General features: G+C 70.4%; 13 protein-coding genes. 6 read left to right on the top strand and 7 right to left on the bottom strand.

The features are described 5' to 3' along the window. Positions 1-43: 43 nt before the first annotated feature. From ASF68_RS18105 to ASF68_RS18085, 5 genes are all read right to left on the bottom strand, one after another. Positions 44-1,069, bottom strand: coding sequence for a 1-phosphofructokinase family hexose kinase (locus ASF68_RS18105; RefSeq protein ID WP_056014450.1), 1,026 nt, complete (start codon positions 1,067-1,069; stop codon positions 44-46). Then, entirely contained in the window at positions 1,066-1,854 is a 789-nt protein-coding gene (locus tag ASF68_RS18100) for a DeoR/GlpR family DNA-binding transcription regulator (protein WP_056014447.1), read from the bottom strand. Before ASF68_RS18100 ends, ASF68_RS18105 begins: the two co-directional genes overlap by 4 nt. 252 nt (positions 1,855-2,106) lie before the next feature. Next, positions 2,107-3,150: an HTTM domain-containing protein gene (locus tag ASF68_RS18095; RefSeq protein WP_056014444.1), complete on the bottom strand. Its 1,044-nt coding sequence runs from the start codon at positions 3,148-3,150 to the stop codon at positions 2,107-2,109. Further along, complete coding sequence (locus tag ASF68_RS18090) at positions 3,147-4,076, bottom strand: DUF5819 family protein (RefSeq protein ID WP_056014441.1); 930 nt, start codon at positions 4,074-4,076, stop codon at positions 3,147-3,149. The genes ASF68_RS18095 and ASF68_RS18090 overlap by 4 nt, the downstream gene beginning before the upstream one ends. 116 nt (positions 4,077-4,192) lie before the next feature. Then, positions 4,193-13,879, bottom strand: a complete 9,687-nt coding sequence (locus ASF68_RS18085; protein WP_056014438.1) for a hypothetical protein — start codon at positions 13,877-13,879, stop codon at positions 4,193-4,195. A gap of 466 nt (positions 13,880-14,345) precedes the next feature. Between ASF68_RS18085 and ASF68_RS19375 the strand changes: the two genes are divergently transcribed. The 5 genes from ASF68_RS19375 to ASF68_RS18060 all read left to right on the top strand — a co-directional run bounded on the left by ASF68_RS19375 (position 14,346) and on the right by ASF68_RS18060 (position 20,584). Continuing rightward, positions 14,346-17,213, top strand: a complete 2,868-nt coding sequence (locus tag ASF68_RS19375) for a LuxR C-terminal-related transcriptional regulator (RefSeq protein ID WP_056014435.1) — start codon at positions 14,346-14,348, stop codon at positions 17,211-17,213. Between the two features lie 203 nt (positions 17,214-17,416). Continuing rightward, positions 17,417-18,061 (top strand): SipW-dependent-type signal peptide-containing protein, encoded by a 645-nt coding sequence (locus ASF68_RS18075; protein WP_157580618.1) that lies wholly within the window; start codon positions 17,417-17,419, stop codon positions 18,059-18,061. 20 nt (positions 18,062-18,081) lie between these two features. Beyond that, positions 18,082-18,729: a SipW-dependent-type signal peptide-containing protein gene (locus ASF68_RS19305; RefSeq protein ID WP_056014432.1), complete on the top strand. Its 648-nt coding sequence runs from the start codon at positions 18,082-18,084 to the stop codon at positions 18,727-18,729. 10 nt (positions 18,730-18,739) lie between these two features. After that, positions 18,740-20,035 carry a signal peptidase I gene (locus ASF68_RS19110; protein WP_235526872.1) on the top strand — a complete coding sequence of 432 codons (1,296 nt, stop codon included), beginning with the start codon at positions 18,740-18,742 and terminating at the stop codon, positions 20,033-20,035. Positions 20,036-20,038: 3 nt separating this feature from the next. Next, the gene (locus tag ASF68_RS18060) at positions 20,039-20,584 is read left to right on the top strand and encodes a hypothetical protein (RefSeq protein WP_157580615.1); all 546 of its coding nucleotides are present in this window, start codon (positions 20,039-20,041) and stop codon (positions 20,582-20,584) included. 86 nt (positions 20,585-20,670) lie between these two features. Here the strand turns inward: ASF68_RS18060 and ASF68_RS18055 are convergent, their stop codons facing one another. After that, complete coding sequence (locus tag ASF68_RS18055) at positions 20,671-21,531, bottom strand: CPBP family intramembrane glutamic endopeptidase (RefSeq protein WP_056014426.1); 861 nt, start codon at positions 21,529-21,531, stop codon at positions 20,671-20,673. Continuing rightward, complete coding sequence (locus tag ASF68_RS18050; RefSeq protein ID WP_056014423.1) at positions 21,528-21,950, bottom strand: hypothetical protein; 423 nt, start codon at positions 21,948-21,950, stop codon at positions 21,528-21,530. The genes ASF68_RS18055 and ASF68_RS18050 overlap by 4 nt, the downstream gene beginning before the upstream one ends. 237 nt (positions 21,951-22,187) lie before the next feature. Between ASF68_RS18050 and ASF68_RS18045 the strand changes: the two genes are divergently transcribed. Next, positions 22,188-22,367, top strand: a complete 180-nt coding sequence (locus ASF68_RS18045) for a hypothetical protein (RefSeq protein WP_056014419.1) — start codon at positions 22,188-22,190, stop codon at positions 22,365-22,367. Positions 22,368-22,383: the final 16 nt, after the last annotated feature.

Below are 22,383 nucleotides of genomic sequence, written 5' to 3'. Positions count from 1 at the left end.
AAACGGATGCTGCTGCTGCTTCGGTTGGTACGTGGTCGGTGGATCAGGGACGCATGAGGTGCAACGCCCGGTCACCGAGCCTGTCGAGATGCGGAAGCGGGCCGACGTCGATGGCTGCGGCGTCGGTCTCGCTGAGCGCCGGGACGTCGCTGCCGGGGAGCGCCGCGGCTGCGGCTCCGTGGGCGACGGCCTGCGCGAGGCGGGCTGCAGGCGGGAGGCCTGCGGTGTGCGCGATCAGGTAGCCGGCGAGGGAGGAGTCCCCCGCGCCGACGGTGCTGCGCGCCACGATCTTCGGGGCCTGGGCGAACCAGGCCTGGTCGGCTTCGACGAGGACGGCGCCTCGCGAGCCGAGGGTGACGAGGACGGCGACGACGGGGCCGGGCGCCTCGGCAGAGCCGACGAGTGTCGCAGCGACGGCGGCGGCGAGCGCCGGGTCGGCCTCGATGTCCTCGCCGGACGCGGTGCCGGTGAGTTCGGCCAGTTCGGCACCGTTGGGCTTGATGAGGTCGACGCGTTCACCACTGTCCGCGAAGGCGGCGAGGAGGGCGGCGAGCGGTGCGCCGGAGCTGTCGACGGCGACGAGCGGACGACCGTCGGCGGCGAGCGCCCGGGCGGCCCGCACGACCCTGGCGTAGAAGTCGGGTGCGAGGCCGGGCGGCAGGGAGCCGGCGACGACCAACCACTCGGCGCCGGCCGCGGCACGGGCGGTCGCGTCGACGAGCCGAGTGGCGTCGTCCTCGCTGAGGAGCGGCCCCGGCTCGTTGATCTTCGTCGTCGTGCCGTCGGGCTCGGTCAGGGTGATGTTGCGGCGCACGGGCTGCCCGGTCGGGACGGCGAGGACGTCGATGCCTTGGTCGCGGAGCGATTCGACCATCGGGTCGCTCGACTCACCGGGGAGGACGGCGACGGTCGACAGTTCGGCGGCGGCGACGGCCCGTGAGACGTTGACGCCCTTGCCACCCGGCTGCTCACGGCTCGCGAGTGCCCGGAGGACCTCGCCACGCTCGACGACGCCCGGCAGTTCGACGGTGTGGTCGAGGGAGGGGTTGGCGGTCAGGGTGATGATCATGCGACGACCACCTCGACGCCGGCGCCCTCGAAGGCCGTGGCGAGCTCCGCCGCGACGGGTTCGTCGGTGATGACGGTGTCGATCTCATCGAGGGCGGCGAAGCGGATGAGCGCCTCCTCGCCGAGCTTGGCGGCGTCGGCGAGGACGACGGCCCGGCGGGAACCGCGGACGATCGCGGACTTCACGGCCCCTTCCAGCTCATCGGGCGTGCTCAGGCCGAAGTCGGCGCTCACGCCGTTCGCGCCGACGAAGGCGATGTCGGGACGGAAACGGCCGAGCTCGTCGACGGTGGTGCTGCCGACCGCGGCGCTCGTGATGCCGCGGACCCGACCGCCGAGCAGGTGGAGTTCGACGTGGTCGCAGTGGTGGAGCGTCGCCGCGATCGGCACGGAGTTCGTGATGACGGTGAGCGTCTGGCCGGCGACGGCCGGCCGCCAGGTGACGAGGAGGTCGGCGAGGTGCGCCGTGGTCGTCCCGGCGTCGATGACGATCGAACCACTGAACGTGTCGGGGATGAGGCGGAGGGCGGCACGGGCGATCGTCGCCTTCGCGTCGCGGCGCTGGTCCTGGCGTTCGGCGAGGCTGGCCTCGGCGACGGACGCGCGGGCCGCGGAGACGGCACCGCCGTGGACCCGGCGCAGGATGCCGGAGGACTCGAGCTGGTCGAGGTCGCGGCGGATGGTCTCGGCGGTGACGCCCAGCTCCCGGGAGACGTCGGCGACGGAGACCCGTCCGCTCGTCTTCACCCGGCTGGTGATGTGCTCGTGCCGCTCCGTCGCGTACATGCGTCGTCCTTGACCTTCGTTTCCGGTGTTACAGGCTTGCAGTGCGAAGAAAGTATCACACAAACACAGGGAAACACAGATCCGGGTGCATTCGTTCGCCCATTTTTGGGCGAGGGAGCGTTCACTCGCCCAAGAATGGGCGAACGAACGGGGACGGCTCGAGGGCCGGGACGGACAAGAAGGCGGCGGTCGGCGCAACCGTGGCGCCGACCGCCTGTTCGTCTCGCACCCGAACGCGCGAGACGGTTGGTGTCACGACGGCGAACCGGCCGCCGTCGTGACAGGTCGCTCCGCTGCCTCGCGCCCGACGGACGCCGAGCGATCGGGCAGCAGTTGGCGGAGGACTCCCCCGGCGTGCGTCGCCCATCGGCCGGTGGCCACCCAGGTGCGGTCGCGGACGAACAGCAGGTCGAGGGCGATCATCGCGAGCGAGAACGGCCACAGCCCGAGGAAGAGCCCGATGCCGAGGTGCATGAGGATCGTGAACCCGAGGGCGACGATGCGGGTCGGCCGCCAGAGGACGAGGACGGGGAACAGGAGCTGCACCCACACCGACAGGAACGTCGCGACCCACACGAACGGCGCGATCTGCCAGGCCAGGTCGCTGAGCGCCGGGAACGGGCGGAACACGTCGAGCACGAGCGAGTAGTAGAACGCCGTCCCCTCGCGCCACTCCGGACCCATGAGCTTGTAGATGCCCGAGTTCACGTACACGAGCATGATCTGGTAGCCGCAGAGCAGCACCGCGGTGTTGTTCGCCGCGTTCCCCAACCACTCGGGGATCGCGAGACGCCCGCGCAGGAGGGGGCGTGGCTCCCGGCCCCGCCGACGCGCGAGCCACGCGTCGACCGACCAGTGCCGCGAGAGGTTCGCGAACACGAGGAAGAGGAGGGTGATGCGGAGGATCGTGTCGCCACCGTTCGTGAGCACCGTGCTGTTCGTCGCGAGCCCCACCCAGAACACGAGGAGCACGGGCGTGACGAAGCGGGTCTGCCAGCCGATGAGGAACAGGACGCCCAGCACGATCAACGCCCCGTAGGCGAGGTCGAAGAGGAAGGCGCTGTCCTTCGTGAACACCACTTCGAACAGCGGGAACCAGGCACGACGTCTGGCCTCCGGATCCACCCATCGGGACGCGACACCCCACAGGTAGTGCCGGTCGGCGAGGCTCGTGAGGAGGAAGCTGACGATCGCGATCCCGTAGAGGATGCGCAGCGCGGAGAGGCTGTACCCGGCGTGCTTGGCACCCGTGACCCATCCGGTGAAGCGGTCGAACCCTGTGCGGACGGCGTTCATCGTGCACCTCCGTAGCGGCTGATCACGTCGCGGTAGACCGCGAGCGTCTCGGCGTCGATCACGTCGTCCACGTGTCGCCAGCCGAAGGTGACGGTGGTGGCGTCGAACTGCTGCTCCTCGGAGAACCGGTTCTCGAAGTCGTTCGGGCGGGTGCGGTCGATCCGCCACCTGACCCGTTCGACGTCCTCGTCGAAGTACGCCGTGGAGAACGCGGTCGCGTACTCCTTCAGCATGTAGTCGTAGCGGAGGAACCGGACGATGTCGCCGCGCCCGGTGCTCGGCGTCCCGCCCACGGCCTCGAGGTCGGCGATGAGCGACTCGGCCGACTGGGCGCGATAGCCGCCACCGTCGGCGCGCTGGATGAAGGTGTCGCGGACGAGCTCCCGCTGCTCGGCGTCGAGCGCGAGATACCGGGCGTTGTACGCGAGCATCGCGTTCCACGACGACTTCTGGATGCGCGACGGCTCGGCGTGACCGGGGACCGCCTGCTGCTCGAGCTCCGTGACGTTGACCCAGTCGGACTTGACCAGAGCACCGTCAGCGTCGCGCCACTGCGCCTGCACCGAGAACGTGATGTTCGTCTTCATGATGCTCGGCGCGAACACGTTCCACTTCTGCGTGAAGTAGGGGCCGGCCGCAGCGACCACGGCACCGCGGACGGGCGTCGTGGGCGAGACGATGACGAGGGTGCCGGCGACGTAGACACCGACGAGGGCGATCGAGACCGCGGCGGCGATGCGCGCGGCCCGCCCCGGCGGTGCCGGCGTCGCTCCCCCGGGGTGTCGGCGGGTGGAGCGTCCCTGGCCGTCGACCGGCTCAGCGGTCGGTCGCTCAGGGTGGGGTTCCTCGAGCAGGCCCGGGTCCTCATGGTGTGCCGGTCCCGGAGCTTGTCGCAGGGCGGCGGATGGTCGTGTGATCGGAGTCACGGTTCCTCCTTGGTGCTGGTGGTGATGAACCGCGGGGGCACCCGTTCGGTGGTGCCGTCCGCGGGAGAAGGAGTGGGCCGCGCCGACCCGAATGCGGCGCGGCCCACGCAGCGGGGTCACTCCATACGCGCCCGTCGCGTAGCCACGAAGGCACCTCCGAGGAGGAGCATCGTGGCGCCGAGTCCCCCGAGCCACAGGCCGTCGAAGCCAGTGCTTGGGAGACCGGGGCGTGACCCCGCTGCGGCGGCCGGTTCGATGACCGTGAAGGCTGTCGCCTCACGCTCGAGCGGCAGCTCGCCGGTCACGGATCCGGAGACCTCCACCCGGTGGTTGCCCAGTTCCATCGCCGAGTGGACGGGGAAGGTGAGGATGGCGTTTCCGAAGGCGTCTGCGACGACCGGGGTGAGAGCGAACGGCGTCGAGAACACCGTGGCCGAGACCGTCTCGCCTGGCTCGAAGCCGGTGGCGTAGACCTCCTGGATCTCCCCGGTACCGCGCATGACCATCACCCACTTGACGGTCGCCTGACGCTCGTCGCCGGCGTCGGTGTCGCCATCGGCGTCAGCCGCGGTGTCGGCGTCGGCTGCGGTGTCCGCGTCGGTGTCGGCGTCAGCTGCCGTGTCCGCGTCAGCGTCAGCCGCTGTGTCCGCGTCGATGTCCGCGTTCAAGTCGACATCGGTGCCGTCGGCGTCAGCGGCGGTGTCGGCCGCGGCATCGGTGTCAGCAGCAGCATCCACATCAGCAGCAGCGTCCGCGTCAGTCGCGGTGTCCGCGTCGACGTCCGCGTTCAAGTCGAGGTCAGTGCCGTCCGCGTCAGCGGCGGTGTCAGCAGCAGCATCGACATCAGCGGCAGCATCCACATCAGCGGCAGCGTCCGTGTCAGCAGCAGCATCCACATCAGCAGCAGCGTCCGTGTCAGCAGCAGCATCCACATCAGCGGCAGCATCCACATCAGCCGCAGCATCGGTGTCCGCGGCAGCATCCACATCAGCGGCGGCGTCGGTGTCAGCCGCAGCGTCCACATCGGCAGCGGCGTCGGTGTCAGCGGCAGCGTCCACATCGGCAGCAGCATCGGTGTCCGCGGCAGCATCCACATCGGCAGCAGCGTCCACGTCCGCGGCAGCGTCCACATCGGCAGCAGCGTCCACATCGGCAGCAGCGTCGGTATCGGCGGCAGCGTCCACATCAGCAGCAGCGTCGGTGTCAGCGGCAGCATCCACATCGGCCGCGGCGTCTACGTCAGCGGCAGCATCGACGGCGTCAGCGGCAGCGTCCACATCGGCAGCAGCATCGGTGTCCGCGGCAGCATCCACATCAGCGGCGGCGTCGGTGTCAGCCGCAGCGTCCACATCGGCAGCAGCGTCCACGTCCGCAGCAGCATCGGTGTCAGTAGCAGCGTCGACATCGGCGGCAGCATCCGTGTCAGCGTCAGCATCCACATCGGCAGCAGCATCGGTGTCGGCGGCAGCATCCACATCAGCAGCAGCGTCGGTATCCGCGGCAGCATCCACATCGGCAGCAGCGTCCACGTCAGCGTCAGCATCCACATCGGCAGCAGCATCGGTGTCAGCGGCGGCATCCACATCAGCAGCAGCGTCCACGTCCGCAGCAGCATCCGTGTCAGCGTCAGCATCCACATCGGTGTCAGCGGCCGCATCCACATCAGCAGCAGCGTCGAGGTCCGCAGCAGCGTCCGCGTCGGCAGCAGCATCCACATCGGCCGCGGCGTCTACGTCAGCGGCAGCATCCGTGTCAGCAGCAGCATCCACATCAGCGGCAGCGTCCGTGTCAGCAGTGGCATCCACGTCCGCAGCAGCATCGGTGTCGGTGTCGGCATCCACATCAGCAGCGGCGTCGGTGTCAGCCGCAGCATCGGTGTCGGTGTCGGCAGCAGCGTCCACGTCAGCAGCAGCATCCGTGTCAGCAGCAGTATCCGTGTCAGCGTCAGCATCCACATCGGCAGCAGCATCGGTGTCAGCGGCGGCATCCACGTCAACAGCAGCGTCGAGGTCCGCAGCAGCGTCCACATCGGCCGCAGCGTCGGTGTCGGCMGCGGCGTCCACGTCAGCGGCAGCATCCGTGTCAGCCGCAGCGTCCACATCGGCCGCAGCATCCGTGTCAGCGGCAGCATCCACATCAGCAGCAGCGTCGGTGTCGGCGGCAGCATCCACATCGGCCGCGGCGTCYACGTCAGCGGCAGCATCCGTGTCAGCSGCAGCATCCGTGTCAGCGGCAGCATCCGTGTCAGCGGCGGCGTCGGTGTCAGCGGCGGCGTCGGTGTCAGCAGCAGCATCCACATCAGCCGCAGCATCCACATCGGCAGCAGCGTCCGTGTCAGCAGCAGCATCCGCATCCGTTGCAGCATCGGTGTCAGCAGCAGCATCCACATCCGTTGCTGCATCGACATCAGCAGCAGCATCCACGTCGGCGGCAGCGTCCGTGTCAGCAGCGGCATCCACGTCCGCGGCAACATCGGTGTCGGCAGCAGCGTCCGTGTCAGCAGCGGCATCCACGTCCGCAGCAGCATCGGTGTCAGCGGCAGCATCGACATCGGCGGCAGCATCCGTATCAGCAGCGGCATCCACATCGGTGGCAGCATCCGTGTCCGCGGCAGCGTCCACATCCGTTGCAGCGTCCGTGTCAGCAGCGGCATCGACATCGGCAGCAGCATCCACGTCCGTTGCAGCATCGGTGTCAGCCGCAGCATCTACATCAGCAGCAGCATCGGTGTCGGCAGCAGCATCCACATCCGTTGCAGCATCGACATCGGCGGCAGCGTCGGTGTCAGCAGCGGCATCCACATCGGTGGCAGCATCCGTGTCCGCAGCGGCATCGGTGGCAGCATCCGTGTCCGCAGCAGCATCCACATCGGCGGCAGCATCCGTGTCCGCAGCAGCATCCACATCGGCGGCAGCGTCCGTGTCCGTGTCAGCCGCAGCATCGGTGTCAGCGTCCACATCAGCGGCGCCGTCGGTGTCCACGTCGACGTCCACGTCAGCCGCGGCGTCCACATCGACGGCCGCAGCGTCGGTGTCGACGTCGACCGCGCCGTCCTCGATCGTCACGTCGGCCTCGGCCGGCGTCTCGGAGACATCGCCCTCGGCGGTGACCGTCACGGGGCCCGGCGTGAAGTCGTCCGGGATGGGCAGCTCGACGGTGAAGGAACCGTCCGCGTTCGTCACCACGGTGACCGGCGGCGCACCCGGGACGGAGACCGTGACGGTCTCGTTCCCGGCGAAGCCCGTCCCGTCGACCGTGACCGACTCACCCGGCAGCACCGAGGACGGGTCGACCGTGATCGCCGTGTCGTAGGCGAGGACTTCGATGGTCGTCGTCGCCGGCTCGTCCGATGCGACCCCGAGAGCCGTCACCGTGACGTCACCGAGGGCGTACCCGGCGGGCACCGGCAGCGTGGCCGTGAAGCCTCCGCCGGCGTTCGTCACCTGCGTGACCACCGGAGCGCCGGGGATCGACACGGTCACCGACTCGTTGGCGGCGAAGCCCGAGCCCGTGATGACGGTGGAGTTCCCCGCGATGAGCGCGGCGGGATCAGCGGTGATGACCGGCGTGAACACGATGGCTGTCACGGTGACGGTCGCCGTGGCGGGCGTCTGCGACACCGCACCCTCGGCCGTCACGACCAGCGGACCAGCGGTGGTTCCCGCCGGGACGGTGATGCCCACCGAGAACTCGCCGGCACCGTTCGTCGTCGCCGGGACCGCGGTACCACCGGGCACCGTGACCGTGATCGACTCGTCGGCCGCGAAGCCGGTACCGGTGATGAGCGTCGCCCCACCGGCCGTGACCGTGCTGGGGTTCGCGACGATCGCGGTGGCGTACGCCTCCACGGTGAGCTCGGCGTCGGCGGGCGTCGCCGAGGTCGCACCGACGGCGGTCACCGTGACCGGACCGGCCGGCGTTCCGGCCGGCACCGGCAGGGTGGCCGTGAAGCCGCCCGCACCGTTCACCGTCACCACGACGGGGTCGCCGCCGGGGATCGAGACACTGACCGACTCGCCCGGCAGGAAGCCGGAACCGGTGACCGTCGTGCTCTGGCCCGGGTTGAGCGTGTCCGGCGTGAGTGTGATCGCCGTGTCGTAGACCGTGGCCTCGACCGTGACCGTGGTGGTCGCCTCCGTCGCGGACACGACCCCGAGGGCGGTGACCGTGACCGGGCCGGTCGCGAAGCCCTGCGGCACCGCGAACGAGGTGGTGATCTCACCGTCGGCGTTCGAGAAGACCGTCACCGGGGCGAGCCCGGGGAAGGTGACCGTGACGCTTTCGGTGGGCGCGAAGCCCGAGCCGGTGATGTCCGTGGACGTCCCACCGGCGACCGTGGCCGGGTCGGCGTCGATCGTCGGCGTGTAGACGACGTCGACCGCGAGGTTCGTCGAGGCCGGGGTGTCGGACGTCGCACCGAGCGCGGTCACGACGACCGAGCCCTCCGCGTAGTCGGCCGGCACGGGCAGCGACACCGAGATGGTGCCGGTCCCGGAGGCCTGGGTGGTGACGGGGTCGGCGCCCGGGATCGAGACGGTGACGTCCTCGTCCGGTTCGAAGCCGGTCCCGGTGATCAGCGTGCTCGAGCCGGCGACGACCGTTGCCGGGTCGGCCGTGATCGCGGTGACGTAGAGCGTCGGCTCGACCGCGAGGGTGGCCCTTGCCGGGGTGGCCGAGACCACACCCGTCGCCGTGACCGTCACGTCACCGATCGGGAAGGCCGCGGGGAGCAGGATGCTCACCGAGATCTCGCCGTCGGCGTTCGCCGTGGTCGGGAACGGGTCGACGATGCCCGGGACCGTGACGTTCACGCTCTCGTTCGCGGCGAACCCGGTGCCGGTGACGGTGGTGCTGCCACCAGGGGCGACCGTCGCCGGATCCAGCGTGATCGCCGTCTCGTAGGCGAGCACGGTGACGGTGGTCGTGGCGTCGGTCGCGGAGAGTGCACCGGTCGCGGTGACGACCAGGTCGCCGGCGGCCGTGCCCGAGGGGATCGGCAGCGCGACGGTGAAGCCACCGGTGCCGTTCGTCGTCGTGACGACCGGGGTACCGCCCGGGATCGACACGGAGACCGACTCGTTCGGCGCGAAGCCGGTGCCGGTGATCGTGGTCGAGGTGCCGGGGAGCAGGGTGCCGGGGGCCGCGGTGATCGCGGTCTCGTACGCCTCCACGGTCACGTCGGCGTCAGCCGGTGTGTTCGAGGTCTCACCGGTCGCGGTGATCGTGATCGGTCCAGCCGGGGTGCCGGCCGGGATGGTGACCTCCTGCGTGAAGTCGCCGTCGCCGTCCGTCGTGACCGTGACGGGGTCGCCGCCGGGGATCGTGATCGTGACGGTCTCGTTCGGTGCGAAGCCGGTGCCCGTGACGGTGGTGGTGCCGCCGGGGTTGGCGGTCGTCGGGTCGACGGTGATCGCCGTGTCGTAGACGATGGCCTCGACCACCACGGAGGTCTGCGCCGGGGTGAGCGAGAGGGTGCCGGTGGCCGTGAAAGTCACGGTGGCCGGCACGAATCCGGCCGGGAAGGCGACGACCTGGCTGATCTCGCCGAGCCCGTTCGCTGTGGTGACGACGTCGTCGAAGCCGGGGGCCGAGATGGTCACCGATTCGTTCGCGACGTAGCCGCTGCCCGAGAGGATCGTCGAGTCGCCGGGGTTCAGCGTGGACGGGGTCGCCGTGAGCGTGGTGTCGAACGCCTGGACCGTGACCGTCGCGGTGGCCGGCGTGTTCGAGACGGCTCCGACGGCGGTGACGACGATGGGTCCGGCGGGCGTGCCGGACAGGATCGGCAGGATCGCGGTGATGCCGCCGTCGGTCCCGGCCTCGACGACGACGGGCGTGCCGCCGGGGATCGAGACGGTGACCGACTCGCCGGGCAGGAAGCCCGTGCCGGTGACGGTGGTGCTGCCGCCGGGCAGGAGCGCATCCGGGTCGGCGGTGATCGCCGTGTCGTACACGGTGGCGGTGACGTCGACCGTGGTCGTCGCCTCGGTGGCCGACACGACGCCGAGCGCGGTGACGGTCACGGGACCGACCGCGAAGTCCTGCGGGACGGCGATGGTGGTCGTGATCTCACCGTCGGCGTTGGAGGTGACCGTGACCGGGTCGAGCCCGGGGAAGGTGACGGTGACGCTCTCGGTCGGTGCGAAGCCGGTGCCCGTGATCTCGGTGGCGGTGCCGCCGGGGACGGTCGCCGGGTCGGCGGCGATCGTCGGGGTGTAGACCACGTCGACCGTGAGGTTCGTGGTGGCCGGGGTCTCGGAGACCTCGCCGAGCGCGGTCACGACGACCGAGCCTTCGGCGTAGTCGTCAGGGATCGGGAGGAGCACCGAGATGGTGCCGGTCCCCGACGCCTGCGTGGTGACCGCGGGCGCACCCGGGATCGAGACGGTGACCGTCTCGTCGGGTTCGAAGCCGGTACCGGTGACGAGCGTGCTCTCGCCGGCGACGACCGTCGTCGGGTCGGCCGTGATGGCGGTGACGTAGGTGGTGGCCTCGACCGTGAGGTCCGCGGTGGCCGGGGTGGCCGAGACCTCGCCGGTGGCGGTGACCGTCACGTCGCCGAGCGGGAAGTCGCCGGGCAGGAAGACGCTGACGGTGATCTCACCGTCGCCGTTCGCCGTGGTGGTCACCGGGGTGGTGAGGCCGGGGATGGTGATGGTGACCGTCTCCTGCGGCACGAAGCCGGAGCCGGTGACGACGGTGCTGCCGCCGGGAGCGACGGTCGACGGGTCGAGCGTGATCGCGGTGTCGTAGGCCTCGACGGTGACATCCGTCGTCGCCGGGACACCGGAGACGGCACCGGTGGCGGTGACCGTCAGCGTGCCCGCCGGCGTCCCGGACGGGATCGGGAGCACGGCGTTGAATTCGCCGTCGCCGTCCGCCGTCACGACGACCGGCGTTCCGCCGGGGTAGGAGACGGAGACCGACTCGTCCGCCGCGAAGCCGGTACCGGTGATCGTGGTGGCGTTCCCGGGGAGCAGCGTCGCGGGGTCGGCCGTGATGGCCGTGTCGTAGGGCAGGACCTCGAGGTCGGCGGTCGCCGGGGTCGCGGAGGTCTCGCCGGTCGCGGTGACGACGAGCGTTCCGGCCGGGGTGCCGGCGGGGATGGGGAGCTCGACGGTGAAGTCGCCGTCGGCGTCGGCCTCGACGGTCACCGGGGTACCGCCCGGGTAGCCGACGGTGACGGTCTCGCCGGGCAGGAAGCCGGAGCCGGTCACGGTCGTCGAGGTACCCGGGATGAGCGACGTCGGGTCGAGCGTGATGGCGGTGTCGTAGATCGTCGCGGTGACGGTGACGACGGTGGTCGCCTCCGTCGCGGACACGGCGCCGAGGGCGGTGACCGTGACGTCGCCGACCGCGAAGTCCTGCGGGACCGCGATGGGGGTGCCGATCGCGCCGAGCGTGGTGGCCGTGACGGTGATCGGGTCGAGGCCGGGGAACGTCACGACGACGTCCTCACCGGGGGCGAACCCTGCACCGTTGATGATCGTGGTCGTCCCACCGGCGATGGTGTCGGGGACGGCGACGATCGACGTGTCGTAGGCGACTGCGAGGTTCGTCGTGGCCGGGGTGTCGGAGGTCGCACCGACCGCGGTGACGACGATCGAACCGGTCGGGTAGTCCGTGGGCACCGTGAGGTCGACCTCGATGTCGCCGTCTGCGGTGGCCGTGGTGGTCACCGGGTCGGCGTCGGGGATGGTGACGGTGACCGTCTCGCCCCCGGCGAAGCCCGAACCGGTGACGGTCGTCGTGCCGCCCGCGAGGACACTCGCCGGGTCGACGGTGATCTCGGTGACGTACTGCGTGGCCTCCACGGTGACCGTCGTGGTCGCCGGGCTGGCCGAGGAGGCGCCGGTCGCCGTGACCGTCACGGGTCCGAGTGGGAAGGCCGCCGGGAACGTGAGGCTCGTCGAGATCGTGCCCGTGGACGTGGCTGTGGTGACGACGGGGTCGGTGATGCCCGGCACGGTGATGGACACCGACTCACCGGCCAGGAAGCCGGTTCCGGTGATCGTCGTGCTGCCGCCGGGGGCGACCGTCGCCGGGTCCGCGGTGATCGCCGTGACGAACGGTGCGACGACGAGGTCGGTGGTGGCCGGGGTGGCAGAGGTCTCCCCCGTGGCGGTGAATGTGACCGTCGCCGGAGTGAAGCCGGCGGGGATCGCGACCGGCTGGCTGATCTCGCCAGCGGCGTTCGCCGTCGTGATGACCGGATCGAAGCCGGGCGCGGCGAGCGTGACCTGCTCGTTCGCCGCGAAGCCGGAACCGGTGATGACGGTGGACTGCCCCGGGTTGACGGTCGCCGGCGTCGCCGTGATCGCCGTGTCGAAGACGACGAGCGTGCCGCGCACCGAGGACGACGCGAGGTTGACGGTGGCGAGTGAGATCGCCGGGACGAGGGAGACCTGCGCGGCGCGGACCGTCGAGGACCCCGCCCCGAGGTCACCGGTCGCCGGTTGCACGTTGGCGGTGACGTCCGCGACGAGGCGCACGATGTTGAGGATCGGGCCGACGACGTTCGTCGCCAGGCCACCGGTGATGGTGTTCAGGCTGGTGTTCACCGTGCCGAGCCCGGTGAAGGCGGTCGCGACGGTGTTCTTGACGATATTCAGGACGAGGTTGACGACGCCGTCGAGGGTGAGTCCGAGGGTCGTGAGGATCGGGTTGAGCACGTTCGGCAGGAGGCCGGCGGAGGTGAACGCGGCGGTGCCGTTCTGGACGGCGCCGAGCGTCGAGTCCAGCGAGAGCGAGATGACGGGCACCTGCGTGACGACCACGTTGGTCGTGACGTTGCCGGTGACCTGGATGCGCGTGTTGTTGACGAGCGTCTGCAGGCCGGCGGACACGGCAGTGACCTGCGCGGTGACGGCCGAGGTGATCGCGGCAGCGATCGCAGCGCCGATCGGCCCCGACAGCAGCGAGGTGTTCGGTGGGAGGTCGTTGAGGTCCGGCAGGGTCGGATCGTTCGCGAGCAGGGTCGCGAGGTCGACGATGACGGCGCCCGTGAGGAGGTTGACCGAGACGCCGGTCGCCGCGGTCTGCGACGCCTGCGTGGTGAGGATCGTGTTGACCGCGGTCGCGAGGTTCGGCGGGGTGACCGTCGCCGTGGCGCTCACCCGGAGGACGCCGATGAGGTTCGCGTTCAGCGCCGTGTTGAGCGCCGAGGTCAGTCCGTTGAGCGTGGTCTGCAGCGACGGGACCAAGCCCGTCACCTGCGTGCCGACGTTCTGCACGAGCGGGCTGGTGAAGTTGAGGGTCGCACCGGAGATCTGGTAGTCGGGGACGGCCGTGGCGCCGCCCGTCTGCGAGATCGTCGAGGCGAGCGCGCCCAGGCTGAGCGAGAGGTCGCTGAGGACACCACCGGTGGGCGTGCCGACCCTGCCGAGCAGGCCGGTGAGGTTCAGGTCGGCGTCCGCGGGTGGAGCGTCGGGCCCGCCGATGGAGACACCGCCCTGGTCGGTGACCGCACCGGATCCGGCGTAGGCGTCACCGTTGGTGGCCGCAGCACCGTACTGGGCGACCGCGCCGAGCTCGACGACGCCGTTGGTGCCGAACAGCTGCAGCGAGCTTCCGAGATCGACACCGAGCGTGTTCAGCACCTCGGCCGACAGCGGGTTCGCCGCGACCGGGTACACGCCGCTGGGGTTCTCCGCCCGGGCGCCGGGGACCGCCGCGAGGGCGTCGAGGTTGATGCCGGCCGCCTGCCCGCCGAGGAACCGGCCGAAGCCGTCCGAGACGTCCGCCGGTGCCGCGGTCGCCGCCGTTGTCGACCCCATGGCGATGACCGTCCCGACCACGGCCATGGCCGCGACCTTCCATGCACGGCCTCTGCCGAGGATGCTTCGTTGCTGTTCCCCCACGGTGGAACCCTTTCTTCGGTGCACGGGCGGACCCGTGACTGGCGTCGATCCCGGCCAATCTAAAGCCGGCTCAACCTGTCCCCCACCGAGGGGACACCAACCCCGGTAGTACAGGGATCGAAACCCGTATTCAGACCGCCGAGAGCCCCCGGACGCGGCACATTCCCCCGGGGTTACGAGATAACCCCCATGTGAGGTACGTAGTTTCTACTGAGAACCCACAGCTAGGTCTCCTGGACCGCTCAGGGAATACGGATAATGGGGGCAGTCCGACGGAGGATTCGCAGCATCCCTAGTGGTGCGGATCCCGTCGGAAGCTGACGGAGCTTGAGGGGGCTGCGATGGATGGACTGTTGGCGACGGCACGACCGCAGGAGCGGTGGACGATCTCGCGTGAGCAGGTCCGTTCATGAGCGCCGGCGGACACCAGTACAGTGGCGCGAGCCGGTCGGCCGGGTCGGCGCTTCGGCGCTCCGGCGAGTTCCGACAGTCCGCCACGCGGGCACCCGCCGCCCAGAGCAGCCGAGCCGCGGCCATCGCCCGCGTCGCCACGCTGATCGACGATCGGGCCAGCACCCTGCTGGTCGGCCCGCACGGCTACGGCAAGACCTTCGCCGCAGAGTCCATCGGGCGCCGGATGCACGAGCAGGGGCGCTCGGTCATCCGCCTCACCGACTCCTCCCTGAACGCCTCGAACGCCCTCGGCGGGTGGCGCGACGCACCGAGCGGCTCCGTCTTCATCATCGACGACGGCGCCGACCTGCACCCATCGAGCCTGACCGACCTCGTCGATCTCGCACGATCGCGGGACCAGGTCGCCCTCGTCACCCTGGAACAAGAACGCACCGGCCTGCAGGGGCGGCCAGACGAGGCCGCACACCGCCTCCTCGCCGTCTGGCGAAGCGGCGCGCTCACCCGCATCGACCTCCCTGCCCTCGACGGCTTCGAAGCCTCGGCGCTCGCCGACGCAGCAGCCGACGACGCCGTCCTCGACGACATGGCCAAGGCCGTGATCGTCCGTCTCAGCAACGGTTCGCCGCGGCTCGTCCACGAACTCACGAAGGACGCGCTCGAGACGGGCGGGGAGTTCTACCTCCCCCGCAGCATCCTCTCCCTCGGCGTCGCCGGGGTCTCCCCGCGCGTGCACGACCTGACGGAACCACAGCTCGCACGCCTCGAGGACGAGGAACGGTACGCGCTCGTCATGTTGGCGAAGCTCGGGACGATCCCCTACGCACGAGCGGCACGCCTCCTCGGCGAACATCCGCTGCACGCCCTGATGCGGCTCGGACTCGCCCGAAACGACGGGACGGGACAGGACCGGATCGTCGCCGACGAGCTGCACGCCTGGTCGGCGCTCGCGGAATGGCGGCACAGCGGTCGTCTGCACCGCCACGACCGCGTGCAGCGGACCCTCATCTCCGACCTCAGGGTCGGCGGCCGCCTCACCCCCAACGAGTCGTTCATCCTCGGTCGCTACTGGCTGACGACGGCCGCCGACCACCTCGACGAGGGCCTCAAGTCCTCCACCGTGGCCCGTGTCTTCCTCGACGCGGCGCACGTCGCGAACGTGGCGGGGCTGGCCGAGGACGCCCGCTCACTCGCCGAACGTTCGGCCGCGTTGTATCCCTCGGTCGCGGCAGCACTCCAGTGGTCGCGGTCGCTCGCGATGCTGGGTGACGTCGTCGGCGCGCAGCGCGTCCTGGAGATTGACGCCTCCGCGGCCACCGATGACGACATCCAATCGGAGGTTCTCAGCTGGCGGGCGACCCTCGACCGGTGGAGTGAGCGCACCTGCGCCCAGCACCTCACCGAGCAGGAGGAGGACAGTCGTGTCCTCTCGCAGCGGATCCTGATGATCGAGACGTGGCGGGACCAGCACGAGCAGGGTCCGACCGACAGCGACGCGGTCTTCTGGAAGGTCTTGCGCGACACCGAGGCGACGCAGTCCTCGCGGCTGTACGCCGCAGCCGCGCTCCTGACGCGCCTCGGCATGCGCTCCACCCCGTCCGAACTCCGCGACCTGTTCCAGCTGGCCGACTCGGTGTACCGGGCGGTGCCGTACAGTTCCGCTCGCCCCCTCTCCCACGCAGTCCGGGACGCCAGCGCGATGTACGTGCTGTCGGCGGGCACCATCCGGCTCTTCGCGGGGCTGTCCTGGGCCGGCTTCGCCCGCTACGTCGACGAGTTCGCGGAACGGGCCGAACGCGGTACCGGCCGGTTGGCGACCATCGATCAGAGTGTGGTCGGGATCCTGGGCGCACAGCTGGCCTTGTTCGACGGTCGACCGGAACGGGCACTGGCCGATCTCCGGATCGTCGAACGGATGCTCGACTCCACCCTGCCTCCGGAAGTGCACACGCAGCTCGGCCTGCTCATGGTCAGCGCGCTCGCCCAGACCGGTCACGTCGACGAGGCGATGGAACGTCGCGCCGCTGAGGATCAGCAGCTGATCGACGCTTCGACGGCCCTCTCCTACCTGGCCGATGTGGCCGACTTCAGCCTGTTGATGTCGAGCGGCAAACTCGACGCGGCTCGGGTACATCTGTACGGCATGGCACGGTCGTCTCAGAAGCCGCTGACGGAACGCGTCTACGCCGCGTGCCTCGCCTCGGTGGTCGGCGCGGAGCCGGTGGAGGCTTTCGAGTGGGTCGCCGATGCGCGGTCGAACGAGCTGACCCCGCTCCAGGGCGCCTTGCTGCTCCTCCTCGAGGCCGGGGCGGTCGGTGACGCCAGCCGAGCCGAGGAGGCCGCCTGCTCGCTCGAGCAGCTCGGAGCCCGGCATCGGGCGATCGGGGCCCATCAGCTCGCCGAACGGCTCCACGCCGCACAAGGCCGGCCGCAACACGCGCGTCGGTGTGCGGAGCGAGCCGCGCAGCTGACCGACGCCTCACCTCGGCCGTCATCGGAGGCCGTGATCGATCAGCACGCGATCGCGTCCCCGTCTCCGCTCTTCGTCTCCTTCCGGACCGACACCGGTGCGGTCCCGACGACGCCGGCGCCGCCGCCCTCGCACGCACCACTCGCCTATCTCGCGACGGACGCTCGACGGAGCGAGAGCGAGGAACCCGCCGATCTGAGTGCCCTCACCCGCCGCGAGCTGGAGGTGGGACTGCTCATCGCCGAGGGGCTCAGCAACCAGGAGATCGCGACCCGACTGTTCCTCAGTGTGCGGACGGTGGAGTCGCACGTGCTCCAGGCACGGACGAAGGTCGGTGCCGGACGCCGGCGGGACCTGGGCAGGATCGTCTCCCAGTCGGTGCGGCGCGAGGCGTGATGCCGGTGATGCTGGGCCGACGGGCTCCGTCTCCGCAGTTTTCCCGGTAGCGGTGAAGGATCCCAGTACCCCACTACTGGTGACAACACCTGAGCGTCCTGCCTATCGTCCTGTGAGTGTCGAGAGACGCGTGGAGGACGTCTCCCCGTGCCAGACACCAGCAGGTGGCACGAGGTGCCATCGCCGGACTCCAGGGGGCTTCCATGACCATCGACACCACCACCGAAGCCCCAGCGGCGACCGGCGCTGACACACCCGCACGCGGCCTCCGCAGCAAGCGTGCGAAAGCGATCCTCGCGGGCGGACTCGTCCTCGGTGTCGGTGCCGCGATCACCTTGGCCGCCTGGAACGACTCGGAGTTCGCGACCGGGCTCTTCGCCGGTGGTGCGTTCAGCATCGAGGGCAGCACCGACGGCGCCGCGTTCACGGAGCACCCGACCGACGACGTCGCCGCTCCACTCACCTTCGCCGTCGAGGCCGACAACCTGGCCCCGGAGGAGCCCGTCTACGCCGGCTTCGCCGTGCAGCTGACCGCCACGTCGACCTACGCGGCGACGGTGGACATCACCGCGTCCAGCGCCGCTCCGATCGCGTCCTCCCTCACCTACTCCGTCGTGGCGACCGACACCTTCGGGTGCGACGCGACGAGCTTCGCCGCGGGTGAAGCGCTCGTGACGGACGCCGCGACGACCACGAGCACGGCCGCCGACATCTTCACGCTCGGAGCGGCCACGGAACCCGTCTTCCTCTGCTTCGAGGTCACGCCCGCCGCGTCACTCCCCCAGGCCTCGCCGAGTGGCACCGTGCTCTGGGAGTTCTCGGCCGTCTCCACCACCCCGCTGCCGTAGTCGCGGGACGGACGGGCATCATGGGACGCCACTCGCCCGCCCTCGGGCGGCACCATCGCACGGCGACACCTCGCCGGGCAGGTCGGTACACGCGCACGCGGGCCGCGCTGGCCGCAGCACTCGTCCTCGGCGTCGGCACCTCGCTGACCCTGGCGGCCTGGAGCGACGACGAGTTCGGAACGGCGACCTTCGCGGCGAGCACCTTCGCCGTGGAGTCGCAGACCGTGACGTCGACGTGGGCGGCGCACGAGGCGGGGAACCCGGCCACGCTGGCGTTCAACGCGGTCGCGATGTCGCCGTCGCTCTCGCAGTACGCGACCATCGACATCCGCACCACGGCGTCGACGAACATCGGCGGCTCAGTGGCACTCACCTCCACGTCGGCGGCGACCGGGACCCTGCTCCCGCAGCTCGAGTACCGCGTGGTCGTGATCCCCGTCGCCACCGCCTGCAATGCAGGGGCCTTCACCTCCGGGACCGTCCCCGCGTACACGACCACCCTCGCCGTCGGCACGGCCACGCCGACGGCGTCCGGGGCGTTGTCGGCCGCGGCCGGTTCCACGGTGCGGTTCTGCTTCGACGTGCGGGTCAAGGCGAACGCCCCGTCCTCCGCACAGGGCGGGACGGCGTCGGCGACGTGGCAGTTCACCAGCACCTCCAGTTCCTGATCGGAGCACCGTGACCCGGACCCTCGCGGACACCATCGACGTCACCGGACGGCAGCGACCCCGCCGTTCGGTGGCGTCGGTCGTCGGGAGCACCCTGTTGAACCTCGCGGCCCTCGGCGGCGTGGTCTGCATCGTGCTCGTGATCCTCGCCACCTGCTTCAACATCACGCTCATCATGTTCAAGACGGGTTCCATGAGCCCGACCATCCCGACCGGCTCGCTCGCCCTGGTGCGGGAGATCCCGGCGTCGGACATCCGCGTCGGCGACGTCGTGACGGTCGACCGCCCCGGGCAGCTCCCCGTGACCCACCGGGTCACCTCGGTGACGGACGGTGGCGAAGGCGCACCGGGATCGCAGCGCCTGATCACGATGCAGGGGGACGCGAACCTGTCCGAGGATCCTGAGCCCTACCGTGTGGAGACGGTCAGGATCGTCCTCGGCTCGGTGCCCGGCCTCGCCGCCATCGTCATCTGGTTCTCGAACCCGTGGGTCCTCGGCGGCCTGACGCTCGCCTGTTCGGTGCTCGTCGGCTGGGCGTTCTGGCCGCGTTCCGGACGGAACGATCCGCCCGGAGGGACCGGCGGACGGCGGACCCCGGCTGCCCCGGCGGCCAAGGCTCCGAACCGGCGACCTGCACGGCACGCCGCCCTCCGTTCCACACCCCTCGCCGTCGTCCTCGGGACAGGCCTCGCGCTCGGCGCCGCAGCTGGTCCGGCGCACGCGGAACCGCAGGTCGACGTCGTCTCCGGCGAGGCCGTCGTGCTCACCTCGGTGGGCGACCCGACGGCCATGCAGAACCTCGGCCCCGGCCGGTCGACACCGTGGCAGGTGGGCATCCACACGAAGCCGGCGGCGACGCCGGGGTCCATCGACGTCTCCATGGTGGGTTCCGGTTCGTCCGCACTCGGCCTGGTGATGGAGGTCGACGCCTGCTCGGTCCGGTGGACCTCCGCCGGATGCGAGGGGACCACCACCCACCTGTTCGACGAGATGCCGGTACCGGTCGACGGTGTCGAGCGTGCTGTCCTGTCCATGCGCAGCACCGAGGCCTGGTGGGTGCGCTTCGACGTGCGGATGCCCGCCGGGGCCGCGGCCGCCGACGCCTCGGTCGCCCTGACGCTCATGGCCGACGGCATCGGTGACGACGTGTCCGTGTCGGCCTCGCCCATGACCACCCTCCCCCGCACCGGCGCGAACGTCGAGTTCGCGATCTGGGCGGCGGCCGGAGCCGTCATCCTCGGACTCGTCGGGGCCTGGACCGGCGCGCTGCGCCAACGTGCTCGACTCGCGAAGGCCGGTCGATGAGGGATGCGCGCTGACACGACGGTGACGGATCGACGCAGGCGAGTGGGCCGTGCCAGGCGCCCGATCGGCACACATCGACTGCTGGTGGCGTCGGTGGTCGCGCTCGCCGCACTCCTCCTCGCGGCGCAACCCGCCCCAGCGCAGACCGAGGCGGCCTGGACGGTCACCAGGTTCGGCTCCGCGAGTTTCTCCGCGTTCACGGTGCCGTCACCGGCGATCACCAGCTGCACCTTCAACCCCAATGTGGTCGGACTCCTGTCCTCGTACACCGTCGTCTACACGATCCCCGCGGGCTACACCATCAACTACGCGTACTCGCCGAACGCCTCGTTCACCTCGCCCACCGTCATCACCCCGACCTCGACGAGTGGGACCACCACGGTCACCTCGACGTTCAGCCTCGGGTTGCTCGGCGGGCTCCTCGGGTCGAACGTCTACGTCGGTGCGCGGCTGACGCTCCCCTCGACGAGCTGGTCGTCGCCCTACCGGCTGGTGAACGGGACGTCCAACGCCCTGGGGACCAACGGCGGCTGCGCGATCGTCCCCTGACCGCCCTCGGTCCCTGAGCCTGTCCCGGTCCCTGAGCCTGTCGAAGGGCGCTCGCTCAGGGACCGCGGCCGCTCAGCTCGCGCAGCTCAACTCGCGCCGCTCCCCGCGATCACGATTGCGGCGGCCATGCCGTTGAACCACATGTGGGTCCAGATGCCGGGGCCGAGTCGCTTGGTGGTGGCGGCGTACACGCCGTTGACGACGCCGAGCACGAGGATCGTGAGGCCGAGGGTCACCATGGTGATCGGGCTGCCCCAACCCTCGTAGAGGTGGACGGCGGCGAACAGCAGCGCGCTCGCGCCGACGGAGACCACGGCTGCGGTGCGGCGGCGCGAGGTCGACGGGGTCGCTCCCGCGCCACCGCGGACCGCGCCCGACGGTCGCCCGCGGAGGATCGTGTTCCGGAAGCCCCGGAGGAGCAGCCCGCGGAAGAGGAGCTCCTCGCAGATGGGCGCGACGATGGCGACGGCGATCACCGAGTTGAGGATCACCCACCCGATCTCGGGGGCCGGGGGTGCCAGGTTCGATTTCGGTGTTCCACCCATGAGGGTGATGACGAAGCCGTCGATCATGCCGGCGATGAGCCGGATGCCGATCGCCGAGCCGAGACCGATGAAGACGTCGAACCAGCGGAACTGCAGCCCGAAGTCCGTGACCCAGGAGCCGGTGCCGAACCGTTTGCAGATGATGGCCAAGGCGATGAGGATGCCGCCGTAGAAGACGGTCCAGAGGAGGAGGTCGGCGAGTTGGGTGTCACCCAGGACGGCGGGGAGCGCGCCGCGCAGGACGACGAGGAGCGCGAGGGCGATGACGAGGACGACCAGGGCGGTGCCGGCTCCCCATCGGCTGCCGTCCGGTGGGGTGTAGGGCAGGGCGGCGGTGGCCCGGCGGTCCTCGGCTCGTCGCTGGCGCGGGGTCGGCGACGGCTCGGTCTGTCCGGTGGTCATCGGACGGGTCGGGAGAAGTGCGCCCGCGCTGCCGGGAGGTACATCTCGACGACGGCGACGATGGTCACGATGACGACGACGATCGCGAGGATGTTGCCGACGAAGATGGAGGCGATCGAGCCGAGGACGGACAGCACGCCGAAGATCGTGAGGATCACGCGGGCCCAGTTGCGGCCTTGCGCCATGAACCAGGCGAAGAGCACGTGGAGTGCGGCGCCGATGAACGAGCCGATGCCGGAGGAGATGGTCATCACCTCGGTCGGCACGGGCAGGTTGAGGCGGGTGGCCGCGGCCTGCTCAGCCGGTGAGGTGGCGGTGAGGATGCCGGAGATGACGAGGAGGACGGCGACGACGACCCACAGCCAGAAGGAGATGGCGATGGGGGTGGGGACGGTCTTCTTGCCGATGTTCATGGTCATGATGCTCGTTTCGGATCACGGGAGGATCCGACGGCCGGACCCAGGCTGGTCGAAGAGTATTGCCGACTGCCTGACCCCCGGAAGGGGGTATGTCCCGGCTGTCCGTTTTCTGCAGTGATCGACTGCCGGCTGAGGTCCTGCCGGCCCGTCGGGTCCGGTCCCTGAGCCTGTCGAAGGGCACCCGCGCATCCTGTCAACCCTGCCCGTCTCCGGAGCCGTACCTCTTAATCTCTCCCCATGACGAACCACACGAACGACACCGACAGCACCTCGAGCGAGGGCACGCCGAAGCCGGACGGCCTGGGCGAGAACCAGACCATCCCCAACAGCGAGGACGGCCTCGCGGTCGGCCACGACCCCGACGCCTCGAACTTCAACCAGGAAGAGGACCCCGACCACCCGAGCGACGACGCGTAGGTGGCAAGGACGCAGC

The organism is Plantibacter sp. Leaf314 (assembly GCF_001423185.1).
GTDB lineage: Bacteria > Actinomycetota > Actinomycetes > Actinomycetales > Microbacteriaceae > Plantibacter.
This window is presented reverse-complemented; position numbering and strand designations above follow the sequence as displayed.